Here is a 20,120-nt window from a genome sequence, read left to right as displayed (position 1 = left end):
TCGCCAGGACTGCCTCCCATGCTCGACATCCTGGCCATCACCGGCCCGATTTTCCTCTGCATCGCCCTGGGCTATCTGACCACACGCGGTGGCCTGTTCGACCGCGGCGACATGCGCGTGTTCGGCAAGTTCCTCATCAACCTCGCGCTGCCGGCGCTGCTGTTCAACGCGCTGTCGCAGCGCAGCGTGGGCGAGATCTTCAACGGCCCTTACCTGGCGGCCTATGCGCTGGGCGGCCTGATCATGCTGGCCGGCACCGTGCTCTGGTACCGCAAGGTGGCGCATGAAGGCATGGCCCGCTCGGCCATCATGGCCATGGGCATGACCTGCCCCAACAGCGGCTATGTCGGTTACCCGGTGATGCTGCTCACGCTGGGCGCGCCGGTGGCCGGTGTCGCGCTGGCGCTGAACATGGTGGTGGAGAACCTGCTGATCATCCCCATCCTGCTGGCGCTGGCCGACATGGAACGGCACGAGGCCGGCCACTGGCGACAGCTGGTGCTGCAGACGCTGCAGGGGCTGGCGCGCAACCCGCTGATCATCGCCATCGTGGCGGGCTTCCTGGTGTCGGCGCTCGGCATTCCCATGCCGTCGCCGGTCTCGCGCACCGTCACGCTGTTCGCGCAGGCCAGCAGTGCGCTGTCGCTGTTCGTGATTGGTGGCAGCCTGGTGGGCCTGAAGCTGCAGGGCCTGCGCACGGCGGTGGCGCAGATTGGCGTGGGCAAACTGGTGCTGCACCCGCTGTGCCTGCTGGCGGTGATGACCTGGCTGGTGCCGATCGGCGATCCGCAGCTGAAGGTGGCGCTGCTGCTGACCGGCGCCCTGCCGACGATGGGCATCTACGCCATCCTGGCCCAGCGCCACGGCCACGAGGGCCTGGCCTCGGCGGCGCTGCTGGTGGGCACACTGGCCTCGTTCTTCACGCTCAGCGGCCTGCTCTGGCTGCTGCGCCACAGCGCTGGCTGGCTGGGCTGACCAACCACCTGTTCAGAGTCCCAGCTCGGCGCGCACCTGGGTGATGAGGTCCAGCGTCGCGCGCTGCGTCAGCGTGGCCGGGCGCTGCGAACTGGTGGCCAGGCTCACGCGGGTGCGCAGCCGCGGTTCGGTCGGTCGCATGCGGTAGGCCGAAGGCCGGATCGAAGAAATCACGGCCTGGCGCGAAAGCAGGGCCGCGCCCGCGCCATCGGCCACCAGGTCGAGGATGGCCGAGACGCCGTCGATCTCCAGCGCCACAGTGGGCCGCAGGCCGATGGCGGCCATCTCGGCCTCCACATGCATGCGCAGCGCGTTGGGCCGGCTCGGGATCACCAGCGGCAGCGCGGCCACTTCGGCCAGCGGCACGGGTGGTGGTGGCGGTTCTTCCGCCAGGCCAGGCGGGCGCGGCTGCACCAGCAGCAGCTCTTCCTCCATCAGCGGCGTGATCTCGATGTCGGGCGCCGGCGCGGCGTTGTAGAGCACGGCGATGTCCAGCCGGCCGGTGTGCAGCCATTCCTGCATGGTGGCCGACAGACCCTCGCTGATCGAGAGGCTGGCCTCGGGCAGCTGGGCCCGGAAGGCGCGCGTCAGAGGCACCGTCATCACGCGCGCCAGGCTGGGCGGCAGGCCGATGGCCACGCGCCCGGCCAGCGCACCGCGCACCCGGCCCAGTTCCTCGCGCGCGCGCTCGACCTGGTGCAGGATCCCGCGGCCGTGCTCCAGCAGCAGCTTGCCGGCGTCGGTGGGCGTGGCTCCGCGGCCGTTGCGGATCAGCAGGTTCTGACGGAGTTCGACCTCCAGCAGGCGCACCTGGCGAGAGAGGGCGGGCTGGGCCACGTCCAGCGCCAGTGCGGCCTTGGTGAAGCTGCCCAGCTCGGCGACGCGCACGAAATATTCGAGTTGTTTGAGGTCCATCTCTGATCCGGAATAACGCTGCTCAAGATATGCATTTTCGCTCTATCTGGTAGCGGGGCGCGGTGCTGGTTGACCATGGGCCGTCCGCCCAGAATGTCGGCTGAACCACAAGGAGACCCGCGCATGAGCCTGCAGAAGCCCCTCATCATCGATTGCCACGGCCACTACACCACGGCCCCCAAGGCGCTGGAGAACTGGCGCAACCAGCAGATCGCCGGCATCAAGGACCCGGCCGCGATGCCGAAGGTCAGTGACCTCAAGATCAGCGACGACGAGCTGCGCGAGTCGATCGAGACCAACCAGCTCAAGCTGATGAAAGAGCGCGGTTCGGACATCACCATCTTCAGCCCTCGCGCCAGCTTCATGGCCCACCACATCGGCGACTTCAACGTGTCGTCCACCTGGGCCGCGATCTGCAACGAGCTCTGCTACCGCGTGAGCCAGCTGTTCCCCGACCACTTCGTGCCGGCCGCCATGCTGCCGCAGTCGCCCGGTGTGGACCCCGCCACCTGCATCCCCGAGCTGGTCAAGTGCGTGGAGCAGTACGGCAACGTGGGCCTGAACCTCAACCCCGATCCGTCGGGTGGCCACTGGACCAGCCCGCCGCTGACCGACAAGTCCTGGTACCCCATCTACGAAAAGATGGTCGAGTACGACATCCCCGCGATGATCCACGTCTCGACCTCCTGCAACGCCTGCTTCCACACCACCGGCGCGCACTACCTGAACGCCGACACCACGGCCTTCATGCAGCTGATCCAGGGCGACCTGTTCAAGGACTTCCCGACGCTGAAATTCATCGTTCCGCACGGGGGCGGCGCGGTGCCCTACCACTGGGGCCGCTTCCGTGGCCTGGCGCAGGAGATGAAGAAGCCCCTGCTCAAGGACCACCTGCTCAACAACGTGTTCTTCGACACCTGCGTCTACCACCAGCCCGGCATCGACCTGCTGACCAAGGTGATCCCTGTGGGCAACATCCTGTTCGCCTCCGAAATGATTGGCGCGGTGCGTGGCATCGACCCCGAGACCGGCAACTACTACGACGACACCAAGCGCTACGTGCAGGCCACCGGCAACCTGAGCGATGAGCAGCGCTACCAGGTCTACGAAGGCAACGCGCGCCGCGTGTTCCCGCGCCTGGACGCCCGCCTGAAGGCCCAAGGCAAGTAACCCATCAAAGAACCCGAGGAGAAAGAACATGTACGAACTGGGCGTTGTCTACCGCAACATCACCCGCGCCGACCGCGCGGCCGCCGACGGCCTGGCCGCGCTGGGCTCGGCCACGGTGCACGAAGCCATGGGCCGCGTCGGCCTGCTCAAGCCCTACATGCGGCCGATCCAGACCGGCGTGCAGGTCAGCGGCACGGCCGTGACGGTGCTGCTGCACCCCGGCGACAACTGGATGCTGCACGTGGCGGCCGAGCAGATCCAGCCGGGCGACATCGTGGTCGCGGCCATCACCGCCGAGTGCACCGACGGCTACTTCGGCGACCTGCTGGCCACCAGCTTCCAGGCCCGCGGCGCCCGCGCCCTCATCATCGACGCCGGTGTGCGCGACGTGAAGACGCTCAACGAGATGAACTTCCCGGTCTGGAGCAAGTGCATCTCCAGCAAGGGCTGCATCAAGGAAACCCTGGGCTCGGTCAACATCCCCGTGGTGTGCGCCGGCATGCTGGTGACCCCGGGCGACGTGATCGTGGCCGACGACGACGGTGTGGTCTGCGTGCCCGCCGCCCGCGCGGTGGAAACCCTGGCCGCCGCGCAGAAGCGCGAGAGCTTCGAGGGCGAGAAGCGCGCCAAGCTGGCCAGCGGCGTGCTGGGCCTGGACATGTACAAGATGCGCGAACCGCTGGCCGCCAAGGGCCTCAAATACATCGACTGAGGACACAGCATGAGCAAACCGACTTCCGGTGACTTCACGAAAACCGCCGGCTGGCTCGACTGGTACACCGGTCCGTCCAAGCCGACCTTCCAGCTGCCCGCTGGCGCCGTTGACGCGCACTGCCACGTCTTCGGCCCCGGCGCCGAGTTCCCCTACGCCCCCGAGCGCAAGTACACCCCCTGCGACGCCAGCAAGCACGAGCTGTACACGCTGCGCGACCACCTGGGCTTTGCCCGCAACGTGGTGGTGCAGGCCACCTGCCACGGCGCCGACAACCGCGCCATGGTGGACGCCTGCCTGTCCAGCGGCGGCAAGGCGCGCGGTGTGGCCACGGTCAAGCGTTCGGTGACGGACGAAGAGCTGCAGCAGCTGCACGCCGCCGGCGTGCGCGGTGTGCGTTTCAACTTCGTCAAGCGCCTGGTGGACTTCACGCCCAAGGACGAGCTGATGGAGATCGCCGGCCGCATCGCCAGGCTCGGCTGGCATGTGGTCATCTATTTCGAGGCGGTGGACCTGCCCGAGCTGTGGGACTTCTTCACCGCGCTGCCCACCACGGTGGTGGTGGACCACATGGGGCGCCCGGACGTGTCGCTGCCGGTGGACGGCCCGCAGTTCGCGCTGTTCGAGAAATTCATGCGCGAGCACAGCAATGTGTGGAGCAAGGTGAGCTGCCCGGAGCGCCTGTCCGTCACCGGCCCCAAGGCGCTGAACGGCGAGCAGAATGCCTACCAGGATGTCATCCCGTTTGCCAGGCGCATCGTCGAGCAGTTTCCCGATCGCGTGCTCTGGGGCACCGACTGGCCGCACCCGAACCTGAAGGACCACATGCCCGACGACGGCCTGCTGGTGGACTTCATCCCGCACATCGCGCCGACCGCCGAACTGCAGCGCAAGCTGCTGGTGGACAACCCGATGCGCCTGTACTGGCCCGAAGAAGTCAAGTAAGAGGAGACATCCATGGCACTCGACAAACCCTACAAGGACGTGCCCGGCACGATCATCTTCGACGCCGAACAATCGCGCAAAGGCTACTGGCTCAACCAGTTCTGCATGAGCCTGATGAAGGCCGAGAACCGCGAGAAGTTCAAGGCCGACGAGCGCGCCTACCTCGACCAGTGGCCGATGACCGAAGAGCAGAAGCAGGCCGTGCTGGCGCGCGACCTCAACTGGTGCATGCGCACGGGCGGCAACATCTACTTTCTGGCCAAGATCGGCGCCACCGACGGCAAGAGCTTCCAGCAGATGGCGGGCTCCATGACCGGCATGACCGAAGAGGAATACCGCGCCATGATGCTGGCCGGCGGCCGCTCGGCAGAGGGCAACCGCTACCTCGGCGAGGACGGCGACGCGCAACCCCACCGGCAACCCCAGGGTGCGGCCGGCAAGAACAAAGGAGCCTGAGCATGGCCAAGATCACCGCATCTGTTTTCACGTCGCACGTGCCCGCCATCGGCGCGGCCATGGACCTGGGCAAGACCCAGGAGGACTACTGGAAGCCGCTGTTCAAGGGGTACGAGTACTCCAAGCAGTGGATGAAGGACAACAAGCCCGACGTCATCTTTCTGGTCTACAACGACCACGCCACGGCCTTCAGCCTGGAGATGATCCCCACCTTCGCCATCGGCACCGCGGCCGAGTTCCAGCCGGCCGACGAAGGCTGGGGCCCGCGCCCCGTGCCCAAGGTCATCGGCCACCCGGACCTGGCCTCGCACATCGCGCAGAGCGTGATCCAGCAGGACTTCGACCTCACCATCGTCAACAAGATGGACGTGGACCACGGCCTGACCGTGCCGCTGTCGCTGATGTGCGGCGAGCTCGACCCGAAGAAGGACGCCTGGCCCTGCCCGGTGATCCCGTTCGCGGTCAACGTGGTGCAGTACCCGGTGCCCTCGGGCAAGCGCTGCTTCATGCTGGGCCAGGCCATCCGCAAGGCGGTGGAGAGCTACGACGACAACCTGAACGTGCACATCTGGGGCACGGGCGGCATGAGCCACCAGCTGCAAGGCGCGCGCGCCGGCCTGATCAACCGCGAGTGGGACAACAACTGGCTCGACCTGATGATCAACGACCCGGTGGCCTGCGCCAACGTGCCGCACATCGACTACGTGCGCGAGGCCGGCAGCGAAGGCATCGAGCTGGTGATGTGGCTGATCGCCCGCGGCGCCATGTCCGATGTGGTCGACGGCAAGGTCGTCGGCCCGGCGCCCACTGTGAAGCACCGCTTCTACCATGTGCCCGCGTCCAACACGGCCGTCGGTCACGCGATTCTTGAGAATGCATAACCCGAGGAACACACCATGACCATCAAAGTCGCACTCGCCGGCGCCGGCGCATTCGGCATCAAGCACCTGGACGGCATCAAGAACATCGACGGTGTCGAAGTCGTGTCGCTGATCAGCCGCGACCTGGAGAAGACCAAGGCAGTCGCCGACCAGTACGGCATCAAGCACATCACCACCAGGCTCGAAGACAGCCTGGCACTCAAGGAAGTCGACGCCGTCATCCTCTGCACGCCCACGCAGATGCACGCCGAGCAGACCCTGGCCTGCCTGAAGGCCGGCAAGCACGTGCAGGTGGAAATTCCGCTGGCCGACAGCCTCAAGGGCGCCGAAGAGGTGGTGGCGCTGCAGAAGCAGACCGGGCTGGTGGCCATGTGCGGCCACACCCGCCGCTTCAACCCCAGCCACCAGTACGTGCACAACAAGATCCAGGCCGGCGAATTCAACATCCAGCAGATGGATGTGCAGACCTACTTCTTCCGCCGCACCAACATGAACGCCGCCGGCCAGCCGCGCAGCTGGACCGACCACCTGCTGTGGCACCACGCCGCCCACACCGTGGACCTGTTCGCCTACCAGTGCAACAGCCCCATCGTGCAGGCCAACGCCATCCAGGGCCCGATCCACCCGGTGCTGGGCATCGCCATGGACATGAGCATCCAGCTCAAGGCTGCCAACGGTGCGATCTGCACGCTGAGCCTCTCGTTCAACAACGACGGCCCGCTGGGCACCTTCTTCCGCTACATCGGCGACACGGCGACCTACATCGCGCGCTACGACGACCTGTTCACCGGCAAGGAAGAAAAGATCGACGTGTCCCAGGTGGCCGTGTCCATGAACGGCATCGAGCTGCAGGACCGCGAGTTCTTCGCGGCGATCAAGGAAGACCGCGAGCCCAACTCCAGCGTCGCCAAGGTGTTCAACTGCTACCAGGTGCTGCACCAGCTGGAACAACAGCTGGGCGCCTGATCCTCGAGGGCGGGGGCGGCGATATCCTTTGCGGATGAACTGGAAAACGCTCGTCTTCGCCGCCCTGATCGGCTTCGGTCTCTGGCAGCACCTGCAGACCCGGCCGGTGAGCACCGGCCCGGGCGTGCTCGCGGCCGCGGAACCGCAGCAGGGCGACACCACGTCGGACGCCTTTGTCTTCAAGGGCCACACCCTGCAGCCGTTGCAGGACTTCTCGATCGAGGCCCGCGTGCTCGCCAGCGAAACCTACCGCAGCGACCGCGAGTCCGCGCTCTCGCCGGTCGACCTCGTGCTGGGCTGGGGGTTGATGTCGGACAGCGCGGTGCTCGACCAGGTGAAGATCAGCCAGTCCGGCCGCTTCTACTACTGGCGCGTCGAGCAGTTCCCGATCCCGCGGCAGGAGATCGAGCAGTCCAGTGCCAACATGCACATGATTCCCGCCGACGCCACCATCGAGCGCCGCCTCAAGGACGTGCGGCCCGGTCAGACCGTGCGCATCGACGGCTGGCTGGTCGAGGCGCGCGGCAGCGATGGCTGGCGCTGGCGCAGTTCGCTCACCCGCAACGACACCGGCGCCGGCGCCTGCGAAGTCATCTTCGTGCGCGACCTGCAGGTGCTCTGATTTCTTCCCAATCCGAAAGCCCTCCCATGCAACAGCGACAACTCGGTTCCTTCAGTGTCAGCGCCATCGGCCTGGGCTGCATGAACATCTGCCACGCCTATGGCGCCCCCGTCTCCGAACAGCAGGCCGAGCGCGTGCTGCTGGCCGCGCTGGACGCCGGCGTGACGCACTTCGACACCGCGGCGCTCTACGGTTTCGGCGCCAGCGAGACGCTGGTGGGCAGGTTCCTGTCGCAGCACCGCTCGAAGTTCACGCTCGCCAGCAAGTGCGGCATGACCGGTGTGCCCAACGAACAGGGCGTGAAGGTGCGCGTGATCGACGGCCGGCCCGAGACCATCAAGGCCACCTGCGAAGAAGCGCTGCGCCGCTTGCAGACGGACGTGATCGACCTCTACTACCTGCACCGCTGGGACAAGAAGGTGCCCATCGAAGACAGCGTGGGCGCGCTGGCCGACCTGGTGCACGCGGGCAAGATCCGCAGCATCGGCCTCTCCGAAGTCTCTGCCACCACCTTGCGCAAGGCGCATGCGGTGCACCCCATCGCGGCGCTGCAGACCGAGTACTCGCTGTGGTCGCGCAACCCCGAGATCGCGGTGCTGCAGGCCTGCCGCGAACTGGGCGTGAGCTTCGTCGCCTTCAGCCCGGTGGCGCGCGGCTTCCTGTGTGGCCCGATGGACGTGAGCGCATTCGATGCCAAGGACATCCGCCGCAGCATGCCGCGCTTCTCGCCCGAGAACTACGCGAAGAACCAGACCCTGCTGCCGGCCTACAACGCCATCGCGGCCGAAGTCGGCTGCACGCCTTCGCAGCTGGCGATCGCCTGGCTGCTGCACCAGGGCCAGGACATCCTGCCCATCCCCGGCACGACCAGCGTCGAGCACCTGATGGACGACATTGGCGCGGCTGAAGTGAAACTGTCCGCCGAGGTGATCGCGCGCCTGAACGCGCTGATCAACCAGCACACGGTGCATGGCGACCGCTACAACGCGCAGGCCAACAGCGAGGTGGACACCGAGGTGTTCTGAACCCGGTGTGTCGGTGCCGCTTCAGTCCCGGTTGAAGCGTGCAGGCCGCTTGTCCAGCCGGGCGCGCATGCCCTCGTGCTTGTCGGGGCTGGCGAACGCGGTCTGGAAGGCGTTACGCTCGTACTCCAGCCCGGCCGACAGCGGTGTTTCCATCGCCATCAGCACCGACTCCTTGATCAGCCGCAGCGCCACGGCCGGTAGCGCGCACAGCTGCTGCGCCATCGCCAGCGCGCGGGCTTCCACCGCCTCGTCGTCCAGCACCTCGGCCACCAGGCCGATGCGCGCAGCGGTGTCGGCGTCGATCGGCTCGCCGAGCAGCAGCAGCTTCATCGCGCCGTGTTTGCCCAGCGCCCGCGTCAGGCGCTGCGTCGCACCGCCGCCGGGCATGATGCCTACCTTCACCTCGGGCTGACCGAAGCGTGCGCTGCGCCCGGCCAGGATCAGGTCGGCGTGCAGCGCGAGTTCGCAACCGCCGCCCAGCGCGTGGCCGCGCACGGCCGCGATCACCGGCTTCCTGCAGGTCGCGATCGCACCCCAGAGCAGGTCGTGGCGGCGCTGCAGCAGGTCGATGGGCGTGGCGTCCACATACTCGCCAAGATCGGCGCCCGCGCAGAAGGCCTTGGCGCCACCGGCCAGAACGACCACGCGCACGGCCGGGTCGGCGTCCAGGCGCTGGAAGGCCTCGGCCAATGCGCGCCGCAGCGCCAGGTTGAGCGCGTTGAGCACCTCGGGCCGGTGGATGCGCAGCAGCACCACGCCGTCCTGCGGGCGCTCTTCGATCAGCGGGCTGTCGGTGACGGCGCTCATGCCGCACCCCCGCTGAACACTGGCGCACGCTTCTCGAAGAAGGCCGCCACCGCCTCGGCGTGGTCGGCCGTGTGGTGCGCCAGGCCCTGCAGCCGGCCGGCGGCGTCCAGCGCCTCGTCCAGCGTGCCGGTGCGCGCCTGCTGCAGCAGCTGTTTGGTCCAGCGCAGCACCTGGGGCGGGTTGGCGGCGATGCGGCCCGCAAGTTTCAGCGCTTCGGGCAAGAGCTCGTCGGGTGCGACCACACGCGAGACCAGGCCGATGCGTTGTGCTTCGTCGGCGTCGATGGTGTCACCTGTGAGTGCCAACTCGGCCGCCTTGGCGTGACCGACCACGCGCGGCAGCAACCAGCAGCCACCGTCGCCGGGGATGATGCCGACCTTCACGAAGCTCTCGGCGAAACGTGCCGTGGTGGATGCGATGCGCAGGTCGCACATGCAGGCCAGGTCGTTGCCGGCGCCGATCGCCGGGCCGTTGACCGCCGCGATCAGCGGCACCTGCAGCCGCGCCAGCGCGCGCGGGATGCGCTGGATGCCCTGGCGGTAGCGCTCGGTGATTTCCTCGGGCGAGCCGGCGAACATGCCGGTGCGGTCGCGCATCTCGGCCACGTTGCCGCCCGAGCAGAAGGCGGTGCCGGCGCCGGTGAGCACGGCGGCGCGCACCGACAGGTCTGCGTTGAGGTCGTCCACCAGCGACTCGAAGGCGGCGAACATCGCTTCGCCGCTGAGCGCGTTGCGTGTGTCGGGGCGGTTGAGCGTGATGAGCGCGATGTGGCCGCGGCGGGTGATGAGCAGGGGTTCGTTCATGCGTTGTCTCCCAGGTGTTCAATCGCCATGGCCACGCCCTGGCCGACGCCGACGCACATGGTGATCAGGCCGTAGCGGCCGCCGGTGCGCTGCAGTTGCCGCGCAGCGGTCAGCACCAGGCGCGCACCGCTCATGCCCAGCGGATGGCCGAAGGCGATGGCGCCGCCGTTGGGGTTCACGTGTGGTGCGTCATCGGGCAGACCGAGTGCGCGGGTCACCGCCAGCCCTTGCGCGGCGAAGGCCTCGTTGAGTTCGATCACGTCGAAGTCGCTCACGCGCAAGCCGGTCTGCGCGAGCAGTTTGTGCACCGCGGGCACCGGGCCGAAGCCCATGACGCGCGGCGCGATGCCGGCGCTGGCATAGCCGACGATGCGCGCCAGCGGGCGCAGGCCGTGGCGCGACACCGCGGCTTCACTGGCCAGCAGCAGCGCCGCCGCGCCGTCGTTGACGCCCGACGAATTGCCGGCGGTCACGCTGCCGTCCTTGCGGAACGCGGGCCTGAGCGCGGCCAAGGTCTCGGCCGTGGTGTCGGCGCGAGGGTGCTCGTCCTCGGTGACCTGTGTGATGGCGCCTTTGCGGCCGGGCACGTCGACGGGGGTGATTTCTTCAGCGAGCACACCCGAGCGCATGGCCGCCGCGGCGCGCTGCTGGCTGCGCAGCGCAAATCTGTCCTGGTCGGCCCGCGAAATGCCGTGTTCACGCGCAACGTTCTCGGCCGTCTCGCCCATGGCGTCGGTGCCGTGCAGCTGTTCCATGCGCGGGTTCACGAAGCGCCAGCCGATGGTGGAGTCGTGGATCTCGGCATGGCGCGAGAACGCGGCCGTGGGCTTGGGCATGACCAGCGGGGCGCGGCTCATGCTCTCCACGCCACCTGCGATGGCCAGTTGCGCCTGGCCTGCGTGCAGCGCGCGCGCGGCCTGCGCCACGGCTTCGAGGCCCGAGCCGCAGAGCCGGTTCACCGTCACCGCCGGCACCTCCACCGGCAGGCCCGCGAGCAGGGCGCTCATGCGCGCCACGTTGCGGTTGTCCTCACCGGCCTGATTGACGCAGCCGTAGACCAGCTCGTCGATCAGTGCCGGGTCCAGTGAAGGGTGCCGCGCCATCAGCGCGCGGATCGGGATCGCGCCCAGGTCGTCGGTGCGCACCGACGACAGCGCACCACCGTAGCGCCCGATCGGCGTGCGTACGCCGTCACAGAGAAAGGCGTTCATGCTCACAGGCTCAGCACCCGCTCGGCGTTGCCGTGCATGATCTTTTCCATCACCTCGGGCTTGTAGCCCAGCTCGTCCCACTCGCGCAGGATGCGTTCGTAGGGCAGGCTGGGGTAGTCGCTGCCGAACATGATCTTGTCCTGCAGGCGGCCGCGGATGTCGACCTTGAGGTTGCCCGGGAAGTGCTTCGGCGCCCAGCCCGACATCTCCCAGTACACATTGCCCTTGTGCAGCGCGACGGCCGTGGTCTCGTCGACCCAGGGCCAGCCGGGGTGGGCCATGATGATCTTCAGCTGAGGGAAGTCAGCGGCCAACTGGTCGATGTGCTCAGGGTGGGCATGGCGCACCAGGGCGCCGTTGCCGCCCGGCATGCCGGCGCCCATGCCGGTGGTGCCCACGTCCACCATCACCGCCGCGCCCATGGCGTTGATCTCTTCGAACAGCGGGTAATAGCGCCGGTCGCTGACGGCGAAGTGCTGCATGATGGGGTGGAAGTGGAAGCCGATGAAGCCCAGCTCCTTGATGGCTTTGCGCGCCTGGATCATCGCGATCTCGCCTTTGGCCGGCTCCACCGCGCCCCAGCACTGGATCACGCGCTGCGGGTTGCGTTTCCACATGCCGTGCACGTACTCGTTGGTGCAGGGCGGGGCGGCCACGGTGGTCTCCAGATCGAGCGCGACCAGGCAGGCCTCGACGCCCGCGCCGGTGAACTCGGCGATCACGTCCTCTTCGCTCTTGCCCACCCAGTCGCGTTTCCAGTAGCGGGCCAGTTCGGCCGGGTAGGGCCCTTGGGATTCGATCCAGGTGGGGGTGCCGGGGTAGCAGTGCAGGTCGATGATGCGCATGGTGTGTCTCTTCGTGTGTGGGTTCAGTGGGCAGCGGCGGCGGCCTGTTCTTCCTGGAGCTTTTTCGCCACCAGTTCGCCCAGGGCTTTCTTGGACACCTTGCCGAAGGTGGAGACCGGGAAATCGGGCAAGACCTCCAGCCGCTCGGGCAACTTGAATTTGGCGATTTCCTTGGTCAGCAGGAAGCCGACCAGCTCCTTGAGGTGCAGCTTCTGACCCGGCTTGAGGATGACGAAAGCGCACATCTTTTCGCCCATCGCGGCGTCGGGCATGGGCACGCAGGCCACGTTCTGCACCGCTGGGTGCATCAGGATCAGGTTCTCCACTTCTTCGGCGCTGATCTTTTCGCCGCCGCGGTTGATCAGGTCCTTCTTGCGGCCCTCGACGATGTAGTTGCCGCTGGGGTGCTTGCGCATCAGGTCGCCGGAACGGTAGAAGCCCTCCGGCGTGAACTGGCGCGCGTTGTACTCGGGCACGCCGTAGTAGCCGCGCAGCGTGTAGGGGCCGCGCACCGTGAACTCGCCCACCTCGCCATCGGGCACCTCGCGGCCATCGTCGTCGAGCAACAACACCTCGTCGTCCGGACAGACCGGACGGCCGCAGGTTTCGAGCTTCACTTCTTCGGGGTCGCTGGCGCGCACGAACATCAGCGTGCCCTCGGACATGCCGAAGTTCTCCTGCACGAACACGCCGGGGATCAGCGCGCGCGTCTTCGCGCGCACCTCGGGCTGCATGCGCTGTCCGCCGCTCTGGATCAGCTTCAGGCTGGACAGATTGAAGTTCTCCACTGCCGGGTCGTTGATCAGGCGGATCAGCAGCGCCGGTACAACCTTGAGGTGGGTGACCTTGTGCTTCTCGATCAGCGCGAACATCTCCGCCGGCCGTGTGTTGCCGTGAAGGACCACCTTGGCGCCCTTGAACAGGAAACCCTGGATGCCCGGGCAGGCCAGCGGCAGGTTGTGGGCGATCGGCAGCACCAGCAGCAGCACCGAGTCGGGCGTGATCTCGCACACCTCGGCCGCCACCTTGGAGTTGTAGGCGTAGTCGTTGTTCGTGCGCGGGATCAGCTTGGGGATGCCGGTGGTGCCGCCCGAGAGCTGGAAGATGCAGGGGTCGGTCGGGTCGATCCGGATGTCGGCCAGACGCGAGGCCGGAAGCGTGGCGGGCTTGCGGATCAGTTCGCGCAGCGAGACTTCACCGGCGCCGGCTTCGCCCAGCACGATGCGGAACTTCAGCGACGGGTTCTCGTTCTGCACACGCTGAATCACGGGCGCGAAGACGAAGTCGCCTGCGGCCTCGGGGTAGACGCAGGTGGTCGCGCCCGACAGCTTCACGAACTGGCTGATCTCGGCGTAGCGGTGCGTGACCAGGGCCGCAATGGGGATGCAGCCGATCTTCTGCAGCGCGAAGTACAGCACCACAAACTCGTGCACGTTGGGCAGCGTGGGCACCACACGGTCCAGCGGCTGCAGGCCGAGCTCGAGCAGGTTGCGCGCGAGGTTGGTGCTGACGCGATCCAGTTCGGCGTAGGTGTATACGGTGTCGCCGTCGATCAGTGCGACGCGCTCGGCGTAACGCTGGAACACGTCGGCGAATTCCTGCGCCAGCGAGCGGTCCTGCCAGTAGCCCTTGGCGCGGTAGCGCGCGGCGAACTCTGGGGGAAAGGGAACGAATCCTTCAAGCATGGTGTGTCTCCTCGGAGTGTCAGGTGGAACTGGTGAAGCCGCCGTCGATGACGACCACTTCGCCGGTCACGAAACGCATGCCGGTGATCAGGTTCAGCATCACCTCGGCCACGTCGTCGGCCGTCACGCAGCGCTTGAGCGGCGTGGCCTTGGCGCGCGCGCCCATGAGCGCGTCGTATTTGTCGCCCAGCATGCGTTCCATCCAGTCGCCTTCCATCCAGCCCGGGGCGACCGCGTTCACGCGGATGTCCGGGCCGAGGTTCCAGGCCATCATCTTGGTCAGGCTCACCACGGCGGCCTTGCTGGCGGCGTACGGTGGCGGCTGCGGGCCGGGGCGCAGGCCCACGATGCTGGCGGTGTTGACGATGCAGGGCTCGCCGCCGACGTCCTTGCTCTTGCGCAGCAGTTCCACCGCCGCGCGCGTCACCTGGAAGTTGCCGCGCACATTGACCGCGAAGGTGCGGTCCCAGGCGCCCATGTCCAGGCTGTCCAGGTCCTTGACCTTCCAGGTCGCGGTGGTGCCGGCGTTGTTGATCAGGGTGTCGAGGTGGCCGAAGGCCTCGCCGACTTTCGCGAGCATCTGCCGCACGGCGGCGTCGTCGCTGACGTCGCACTGCAGCAGCAGGGTCTGGGCGCCCAGGGCCTGGGCTTCTTCGGCCACCGCCTGCGCGGCCTGGGCGCTCGATGCGTAGTTGATGGCGACGTCGAAGCCGGCGCGGGCCAGGGCCAGCACCGCGCTGCGGCCGATGCCGGTGCCGCCGCCGGTGACGAGGGCTTTCTTGCGTGCGGTCATGGGGGTTCTCCGTGAAGTGAAAGGGTGAGTCGGTCCCGGACCCCGGCGGTCCGGGGCCTTGGCGGTTTGAAAGGTGGGGCTTACTGGGCCTGGATGCCCAGGTCTGCGACAAGGCGTTTCATGGCCTTCTGCTGTTCGTCGAAGAAGCTGCGCGCCGCGGCCACGCTGTCCTGCCGCGGGTAGACGCCCATCTCGTTCAGGCGGGTGCTGACCTCGGGCGAGGCGGTGATGCGGTTGACGTCGGCATTGATGCGGTCGACCACCACCTGAGGCGTGCCGGCCGGCACGATGATCTGGAACCAGCCGATGGCCTCGTAGCCGGGGTAGGTCTCGGCCACGGCCGGCACGTCGATGCCGGGCAGGCGCCTGGCCGAGGTCACGCCGATGGCGCGCAGGCGGCCCGACTTGACGTGCTGCAGCAGGCCGGGCACGCCGTCGATGGTGAGCGTGGCATCGCCCGAGAGCACGGCGGTGACGGCTTCCGGTGGTGCGCGGAAGGGCACGGTGAACAGGCCCATGGTGCCGGCCTTGTTCACCATCTCGCCGGCCAGGTGCGGCAGGGAGTTGAGCTGCGGCGCGGCGAAGTTGAGCTTGCCGGGGTTGGCCTTGGCGGTCCTGGCCAGGTCAGCCACCGAGTGGATGTTGCTGCTGGCCGGCACCGCCAGCATCAGCGGGCTGATGCCGATGGTGGCGGCCGAGCTGAGCTCGGTGTCGGGGTTGAACTGTGGGTTCTTGAACACCAGCGGCGTGATGGTGCCCATGGCCGCCGGCACGAAGCCGATGGTGTAGCCGTCGGGCGCCGACTTGGCGAGCGCCGACATGCCCGGGATGCCGCCGGCGCCGGGCCGGTTGTCCACCACCACGCCCTGGCCCCAGGCGGCGGCGAGCTTTTCGCCCACGATGCGCGCAATCACGTCGGGCGCGGCGCCGGCGCCGGCCGGCACGATCATGCGCACCGGCTTGCTGGGCCAGGCCTGCGCCAGGGTGTTGGTGCCGGCCAGGGCCAGCAGGGACAGCAGTGCCGCCTGGACGAGTCGGCGCTTGGAGGGGGTGGGCATGTGGTGTCTCCGTTGTCTGTTCGTGTGTCCCCGACATGGGGTGAAGCGGACTCTAGGGAGATGCGGGGATTCCAATAAGATGGCGTGATCTTCAAGGCGATTCGATTTGTGAATCACCTCATCCGGACCCTGGCCCCATGAAACTCGAACAGCTGCAACACCTGATCGCCATCGTCGAGCACGGCAGCCTGCGCGCGGCCGCGCGCCGCCTGGACGTGCCGCAGCCCGCGCTCACACGCAGCGTGCGCGCGCTGGAACGGGAGCTGGGGGTGGACCTGTTTGCGCGTCAGACCACCGGCATGGTGCTGACGGCAGAGGGCGTGCGCTTTCACCGCCGGGCCTGCGCGATTGCCAACGAAGCGCGGCGCGCGCGCGAGGAGGTGCAGCAGCCGGGGCCGGACTACGAGGGCACGGTGTCGGTGGCGCTGTCCATCATGCCGCACCTGGGCATGCTGCCCGAGGCGCTGCCGGTGTTCCGCCGCACCTATCCCAAGGTGAAGCTGAGCATCACCGAGAGCCTGATGCCGGCGGTGGAAGGCGCGCTGCGCGAAGGCAGCATCGACTTCTACCTCGGCGCCGCGCCGCGGCTCAAACCCGCGCCGGGCCTGGCCCTGCAGCACCTGTGCGACAACACGCGCGTCGTGGTCTGCCGCAAGGGCCACCCGCTGGCGCGGGTGCGCAGCCTCAAGGCGCTGGCCGGGGCCGAGTGGGCCGCGACCACCATCGACCACAACGCGGAGGAAGACCTGGCGCGTCTGTTCGGCGCACACGGTCTCGAAGCACCGCGCGTGATGCTGCGCGCGCACTCGGCGCTGTCGGTGCAGGTGGCGCTGGCGCAGACCGACCTGCTGGCCATGCTGCCCAAGCAGTGGATGAGCTTTGCGATGACGCGCGACGTGCTGGACGTGATCGCCGTGCGCGAGGTGCTGCCGGCGCCAGCCATCGTGCTGGTGCGCCGACCCGACCTTCCGCTGTCACCGCCCGCCGAGTTCTTCAGCGACGTGCTGCTGCGCGGGCTGCCGCGCGGCTGAGCGCGTCGGATCAGGCTGTCACACCAAGCAGACCCTGCGCATGAACGCGGCGAGCGGTTCGCCCACGGTGGGGTCGTCGCTGCCCAGCGAGGCGCCCGGCGTGAAATGGTCGTGCCCGGCCCACCAGTGCAGTTCCGGCGCAAATCCATGCCGCGTGACCAGTCGCGCGAACAGCTCGCCGGCCTGCACCTGCATCTGGCGCAGATCGCGCTCGGCCGCGGCGATCAACAGCGGGAAGGGCGCGGCGTCGACCTGGTCGACGATGCTGGCCTGGTGCCACAAGCCCGGGTCGTCACCGAAGTAGGCACTGTTGCGCACATCGGGCTGCTCGATGCCGAGCGCTGATGGCGCCAGGGCTTCGAGGCCTGCGTTGTACGGGCCGGATAGAAGGGCCGCACCCGCGATGTGCCAGCCCGGCGGCTCGAAGCGCGTCATGAGCGTGGCGGCGGCCACGTGTGCCGCGCCCGCCGACTCGCCGACCAGCACGATGCGGTCCGGGTCGCCGCCCCAGTCGCACACCTGTGCGCGCACCGTCTGCCACACCGCGGCCACATCTTCCGGCCCGCTGGGCCAGCGGCATTCGGGGGCCAGGCGGTAGTTGGCCAGCACGGTGACGAAACCCTGCGCCGCGCCCCAGACACCGACGTTGGCCCGTATCGCCTTGTCGCCCCGGATGAAGCCACCGCCGTGGAAGAACACCAGCACCGGCGCACCGTGTGCGCCGGGTGGCGCGTACACATCGAGCCGGTGCCGGGCGTGCGGGCCGTAGGCGAGGTCGGTCAGGAGCGGGGCGGCATCGGGCATGGGTGTGACAGCGTGGATCGGGTGCCGCACTGTAGGCGCCCGGTTCCTGGCATGCCAGATGCCGTGTCCCTGCGGGTGATGTGCTTGGTGAATCACCCGCGCTGGCGCCGCCTCAGCGCGCCTTCAGAAACTCCCCCACCTCCAGCAGGATCAGCTCGTTGTCGTCGGCCTTGTTCGGATCGCGGCTGCTGGAGAAGGGCAGGTTGTTGTCGTTGCCGACCACGATGTGAGTCGCGTCGACGATCTCCACGTTCTCGATGGTGAAGAAGGGGAAGCTCAGCTTGCCGTCCACCAGTGGCTTGCGGGCCAGCTTGTTCGGATCGGCGATGTTGAGCAGGTCGATGTGGCCGATCTTGCGCAGCGGGCCGCCTGCGTTGGCATCGCTCAGCTCCACCTTCACCACGCGCTTGAACTTCGGCAGGTCGTGGAAGCAGTCGCTGCGCTTTTCGGCTTCGGGGCAGGCCTTGTCGGGTGTGCCTTCGCCGTTGTCGCGCTCGATGATCAGGCCTTCGGTGGGGCTGATCATGTTGAAGTCGCCGATGGCGTGGTGGTTGGCCTCCAGCACGTACTTCCAGTGGCGGCCGGTCCACTGCTCGGCCTTCACGTCGAACTCCAGCACGCGCAGGAACTGCTTGCCGTCCAGCGTCTCTGGCGCCTTGGTGGCTTCGTCCCACAGCGCGCCTTCGAGCAGGGCGTAGAGCTTGCTGCCGTCGGGCGAGGACGCCAGGCCTTCATAGCCCTTGGAGCGGCGCGACTGGAACTTCAGTTCACCATTCGGCGCACCTGGGGTGACCATCGATGGATGGTCGGGCGAGACGATGGTCTTGCCGTCCACCTTCGTGTCGATGACGGCCCGTACCCGGCCCTTCATGTCGGCCTTGATGAGGTACGGGCCAAACTCGTCGCCGATCCAGAAGTGCCCGCCAGCGATCTGGAAGCCTTCGGTGTCGAAATCGGAGCCGGTGAGGTAGCGCTGCTTCGTGCCTTCGTGGACGATGCGGAACGGCACCTTCTTGTCGGGGTCGTGCAGGAACACGGTCTGCAGGCGCTTGAACTGGCCGCTCCTGAAGTCCACCGCGTAGCGGTTGAGGAACAGCGCGAAGTCGGGCGAGTTGGCCTTGGCGCCGGCGCCGTTGTCGGTCAGCAGCCAGAAGCTGCCGTCGGCCAGGCGCTTGATGCCCGAGTGGCCCTGGATGGGCTGCCCCTTGAACGGCAGCGACACGCCGGTGGGGCGGCCGGCGGACTTGCCTTCGACGGAGCCGATCGCCTCGACACGCTGGCCGGTGGTGAACTTGCCGCTGACCTGCAGGTCGGCCGGCGCGTCTTTCGGCGCGGCGATGAAGGTCTTGGCGGGCAGCACGGCGTGGCCCGCGAGGGTGGCGGGGTAGGCGGTCTGGGCCTGCGCGCTGTAGGCGCTGAATGCCAGGGCGACGGAGGCGCTCAGGCCGAGTGGTGTGAATCGCATGGACGGGTCTCGGTTGGTGGAACCCCGGTAGCGTGCCCGCCGGCTGTGACGCCTCAATGAACGCTCCTTGAAAACGCCGTGACGGCGCGCTGAAACAAACCGAAAAAAAGCGAGACCGCGCCGACACCCGCCGGGGTAGGGCGGCCGGCACCATGGCGCTCATGTTCAACACGTTCCCTCGAAGGAGCACCGCCATGAAACCCTGGATCAAGCGCACCCTCATCGGCCTCACGGCCACCACCGTCGTGCTCGGCGGTCTCACCGCCTGCGGCACGCGCGGCGACCACGCCCGCGGCTGGAGCGACGAGCGCGTCACCGAGGTGCGCGGCAAGGCGATCGAGAAGATCAGCAGCAAGCTCAACCTGAACGCCGAACAGAAGGCCAAGCTGGGCGTACTGGCCGACGAAATGATCGCCTCGCGCAAGGCCTTCCGCGGCGAGTCCGCCAACCCGCGCGCCGACATGGCGGCGCTGATCGCCGGTGACAAGTTCGACCGCAGCAAGGCGCAGCAGCTGCTGGACCAGAAGCTGCAGGCCGCCCAGGGCAACGGCCCGAAGATGCTCGCCGCCTTCGGCGACTTCTACGACAGCCTCAACCCCGAGCAGCAGAAGCAGGTGCGCGAGAGGCTGGAGCGCCGTGGCCATGGGTGGTGGGGCCGTGGCTGACGCCATCCACGCGATCGCCCGGCAGGTCCGCCCGCACACGGCGACCCTGCTGGCCGACGCCGACGATCCGCACGCCGAGCTGCTGACCCTGTTCTGGGGCCCGCAGTTCGACCGCGAACACGCGCTCGCCCTGTGGGCGCGCTTCTCGCAACGCCAGCCGGTCGAGGCGGTGCCGATGCTGCCAGCGTTGCTGTCGGTGGGGGAGCGCTTCGATGCGCTCGAACGCACCGAAAAAGACCGGCTGCGCCGGCTGATCGTCCGCCACCGTGCCCTGTCAGAATGAGCC

At 67.9% G+C, this 20,120-nt stretch carries 22 protein-coding genes; 12 read left to right on the top strand and 10 right to left on the bottom strand.

Annotated features, from left to right (window positions below; all coding sequences use genetic code 11):
* Window positions 1-18: 18 nt before the first annotated feature.
* Complete coding sequence (locus tag DD542_RS18335) at window positions 19-975, top strand: AEC family transporter (RefSeq protein ID WP_127806634.1); 957 nt, start codon at window positions 19-21, stop codon at window positions 973-975.
* A gap of 12 nt (window positions 976-987) precedes the next feature.
* Here DD542_RS18335 and DD542_RS18330 read toward each other — a convergent pair whose 3' ends face one another.
* Window positions 988-1,890: a LysR substrate-binding domain-containing protein gene (locus DD542_RS18330; protein WP_066150360.1), complete on the bottom strand. Its 903-nt coding sequence runs from the start codon at window positions 1,888-1,890 to the stop codon at window positions 988-990.
* A 123-nt stretch (window positions 1,891-2,013) separates the two neighbouring features.
* Between DD542_RS18330 and DD542_RS18325 the strand changes: the two genes are divergently transcribed.
* The 8 genes from DD542_RS18325 to DD542_RS18290 are packed head-to-tail and all read left to right on the top strand — an operon-like array spanning window position 2,014 to window position 8,667.
* Window positions 2,014-3,060, top strand: coding sequence for an amidohydrolase family protein (locus DD542_RS18325; RefSeq protein ID WP_066150362.1), 1,047 nt, complete (start codon window positions 2,014-2,016; stop codon window positions 3,058-3,060).
* A gap of 28 nt (window positions 3,061-3,088) precedes the next feature.
* Window positions 3,089-3,772: a 4-carboxy-4-hydroxy-2-oxoadipate aldolase/oxaloacetate decarboxylase gene (gene ligK / locus DD542_RS18320; RefSeq protein WP_127806633.1), complete on the top strand. Its 684-nt coding sequence runs from the start codon at window positions 3,089-3,091 to the stop codon at window positions 3,770-3,772.
* A gap of 9 nt (window positions 3,773-3,781) precedes the next feature.
* A complete protein-coding gene (locus DD542_RS18315; protein WP_127806632.1) occupies window positions 3,782-4,717 on the top strand; it encodes an amidohydrolase family protein in 936 nt (311 codons plus the stop codon).
* 12 nt (window positions 4,718-4,729) lie between these two features.
* Window positions 4,730-5,173, top strand: coding sequence for a protocatechuate 4,5-dioxygenase subunit alpha (gene ligA / locus DD542_RS18310; protein ID WP_066150370.1), 444 nt, complete (start codon window positions 4,730-4,732; stop codon window positions 5,171-5,173).
* A 2-nt stretch (window positions 5,174-5,175) separates the two neighbouring features.
* A complete protein-coding gene (locus DD542_RS18305; RefSeq protein ID WP_066150372.1) occupies window positions 5,176-6,054 on the top strand; it encodes a class III extradiol dioxygenase subunit beta in 879 nt (292 codons plus the stop codon).
* 15 nt (window positions 6,055-6,069) lie between these two features.
* Window positions 6,070-7,020 (top strand): Gfo/Idh/MocA family oxidoreductase, encoded by a 951-nt coding sequence (locus DD542_RS18300; RefSeq protein WP_127806631.1) that lies wholly within the window; start codon window positions 6,070-6,072, stop codon window positions 7,018-7,020.
* A 34-nt stretch (window positions 7,021-7,054) separates the two neighbouring features.
* Entirely contained in the window at window positions 7,055-7,642 is a 588-nt protein-coding gene (locus DD542_RS18295; protein ID WP_127806630.1) for a hypothetical protein, read from the top strand.
* 26 nt (window positions 7,643-7,668) lie between these two features.
* Window positions 7,669-8,667, top strand: a complete 999-nt coding sequence (locus tag DD542_RS18290; RefSeq protein WP_127806629.1) for an aldo/keto reductase — start codon at window positions 7,669-7,671, stop codon at window positions 8,665-8,667.
* A gap of 21 nt (window positions 8,668-8,688) precedes the next feature.
* Here DD542_RS18290 and DD542_RS18285 read toward each other — a convergent pair whose 3' ends face one another.
* From DD542_RS18285 to DD542_RS18255, 7 genes are all read right to left on the bottom strand, one after another.
* The gene (locus tag DD542_RS18285; protein ID WP_127806628.1) at window positions 8,689-9,474 is read right to left on the bottom strand and encodes an enoyl-CoA hydratase-related protein; all 786 of its coding nucleotides are present in this window, start codon (window positions 9,472-9,474) and stop codon (window positions 8,689-8,691) included.
* Window positions 9,471-10,277 carry a crotonase/enoyl-CoA hydratase family protein gene (locus tag DD542_RS18280; protein WP_127806627.1) on the bottom strand — a complete coding sequence of 269 codons (807 nt, stop codon included), beginning with the start codon at window positions 10,275-10,277 and terminating at the stop codon, window positions 9,471-9,473. Before DD542_RS18280 ends, DD542_RS18285 begins: the two co-directional genes overlap by 4 nt.
* Window positions 10,274-11,488 carry a 3-oxoadipyl-CoA thiolase gene (pcaF, locus tag DD542_RS18275; protein WP_127806626.1) on the bottom strand — a complete coding sequence of 405 codons (1,215 nt, stop codon included), beginning with the start codon at window positions 11,486-11,488 and terminating at the stop codon, window positions 10,274-10,276. The genes DD542_RS18280 and pcaF overlap by 4 nt, the downstream gene beginning before the upstream one ends.
* Before the next feature lie 2 nt (window positions 11,489-11,490).
* Entirely contained in the window at window positions 11,491-12,333 is an 843-nt protein-coding gene (locus tag DD542_RS18270; protein WP_127806625.1) for an amidohydrolase family protein, read from the bottom strand.
* 23 nt (window positions 12,334-12,356) lie between these two features.
* Window positions 12,357-14,018, bottom strand: coding sequence for an AMP-binding protein (locus DD542_RS18265; protein ID WP_127806624.1), 1,662 nt, complete (start codon window positions 14,016-14,018; stop codon window positions 12,357-12,359).
* A 19-nt stretch (window positions 14,019-14,037) separates the two neighbouring features.
* Window positions 14,038-14,811, bottom strand: coding sequence for an SDR family oxidoreductase (locus DD542_RS18260; RefSeq protein WP_127806623.1), 774 nt, complete (start codon window positions 14,809-14,811; stop codon window positions 14,038-14,040).
* Window positions 14,812-14,891: 80 nt separating this feature from the next.
* Window positions 14,892-15,869 (bottom strand): tripartite tricarboxylate transporter substrate binding protein, encoded by a 978-nt coding sequence (locus tag DD542_RS18255; protein WP_127806622.1) that lies wholly within the window; start codon window positions 15,867-15,869, stop codon window positions 14,892-14,894.
* 137 nt (window positions 15,870-16,006) lie between these two features.
* On the opposite strand from DD542_RS18255, the gene DD542_RS18250 reads away from it, so the two are divergent.
* Window positions 16,007-16,900, top strand: coding sequence for a LysR substrate-binding domain-containing protein (locus DD542_RS18250; protein ID WP_127806621.1), 894 nt, complete (start codon window positions 16,007-16,009; stop codon window positions 16,898-16,900).
* A gap of 18 nt (window positions 16,901-16,918) precedes the next feature.
* On the opposite strand, the gene DD542_RS18245 is transcribed toward DD542_RS18250, so the two are convergent.
* Entirely contained in the window at window positions 16,919-17,704 is a 786-nt protein-coding gene (locus DD542_RS18245; RefSeq protein WP_127806620.1) for an alpha/beta hydrolase, read from the bottom strand.
* A 112-nt stretch (window positions 17,705-17,816) separates the two neighbouring features.
* Window positions 17,817-19,169: an esterase-like activity of phytase family protein gene (locus DD542_RS18240; RefSeq protein WP_127806619.1), complete on the bottom strand. Its 1,353-nt coding sequence runs from the start codon at window positions 19,167-19,169 to the stop codon at window positions 17,817-17,819.
* A 194-nt stretch (window positions 19,170-19,363) separates the two neighbouring features.
* On the opposite strand from DD542_RS18240, the gene DD542_RS18235 reads away from it, so the two are divergent.
* A complete protein-coding gene (locus DD542_RS18235) occupies window positions 19,364-19,834 on the top strand; it encodes a Spy/CpxP family protein refolding chaperone (protein WP_127806618.1) in 471 nt (156 codons plus the stop codon).
* Window positions 19,827-20,117, top strand: a complete 291-nt coding sequence (locus tag DD542_RS18230; protein WP_241559589.1) for a hypothetical protein — start codon at window positions 19,827-19,829, stop codon at window positions 20,115-20,117. Before DD542_RS18235 ends, DD542_RS18230 begins: the two co-directional genes overlap by 8 nt.
* Window positions 20,118-20,120: the final 3 nt, after the last annotated feature.

The organism is Hydrogenophaga sp. NH-16 (assembly GCF_004006415.1).
In the GTDB taxonomy this organism is placed as follows: Bacteria; Pseudomonadota; Gammaproteobacteria; order Burkholderiales; family Burkholderiaceae_C; genus Hydrogenophaga; species Hydrogenophaga pseudoflava.
The sequence above is the reverse complement of the archived record's forward strand: the minus strand, read 5'-3'. Positions and strand labels throughout refer to the sequence as shown.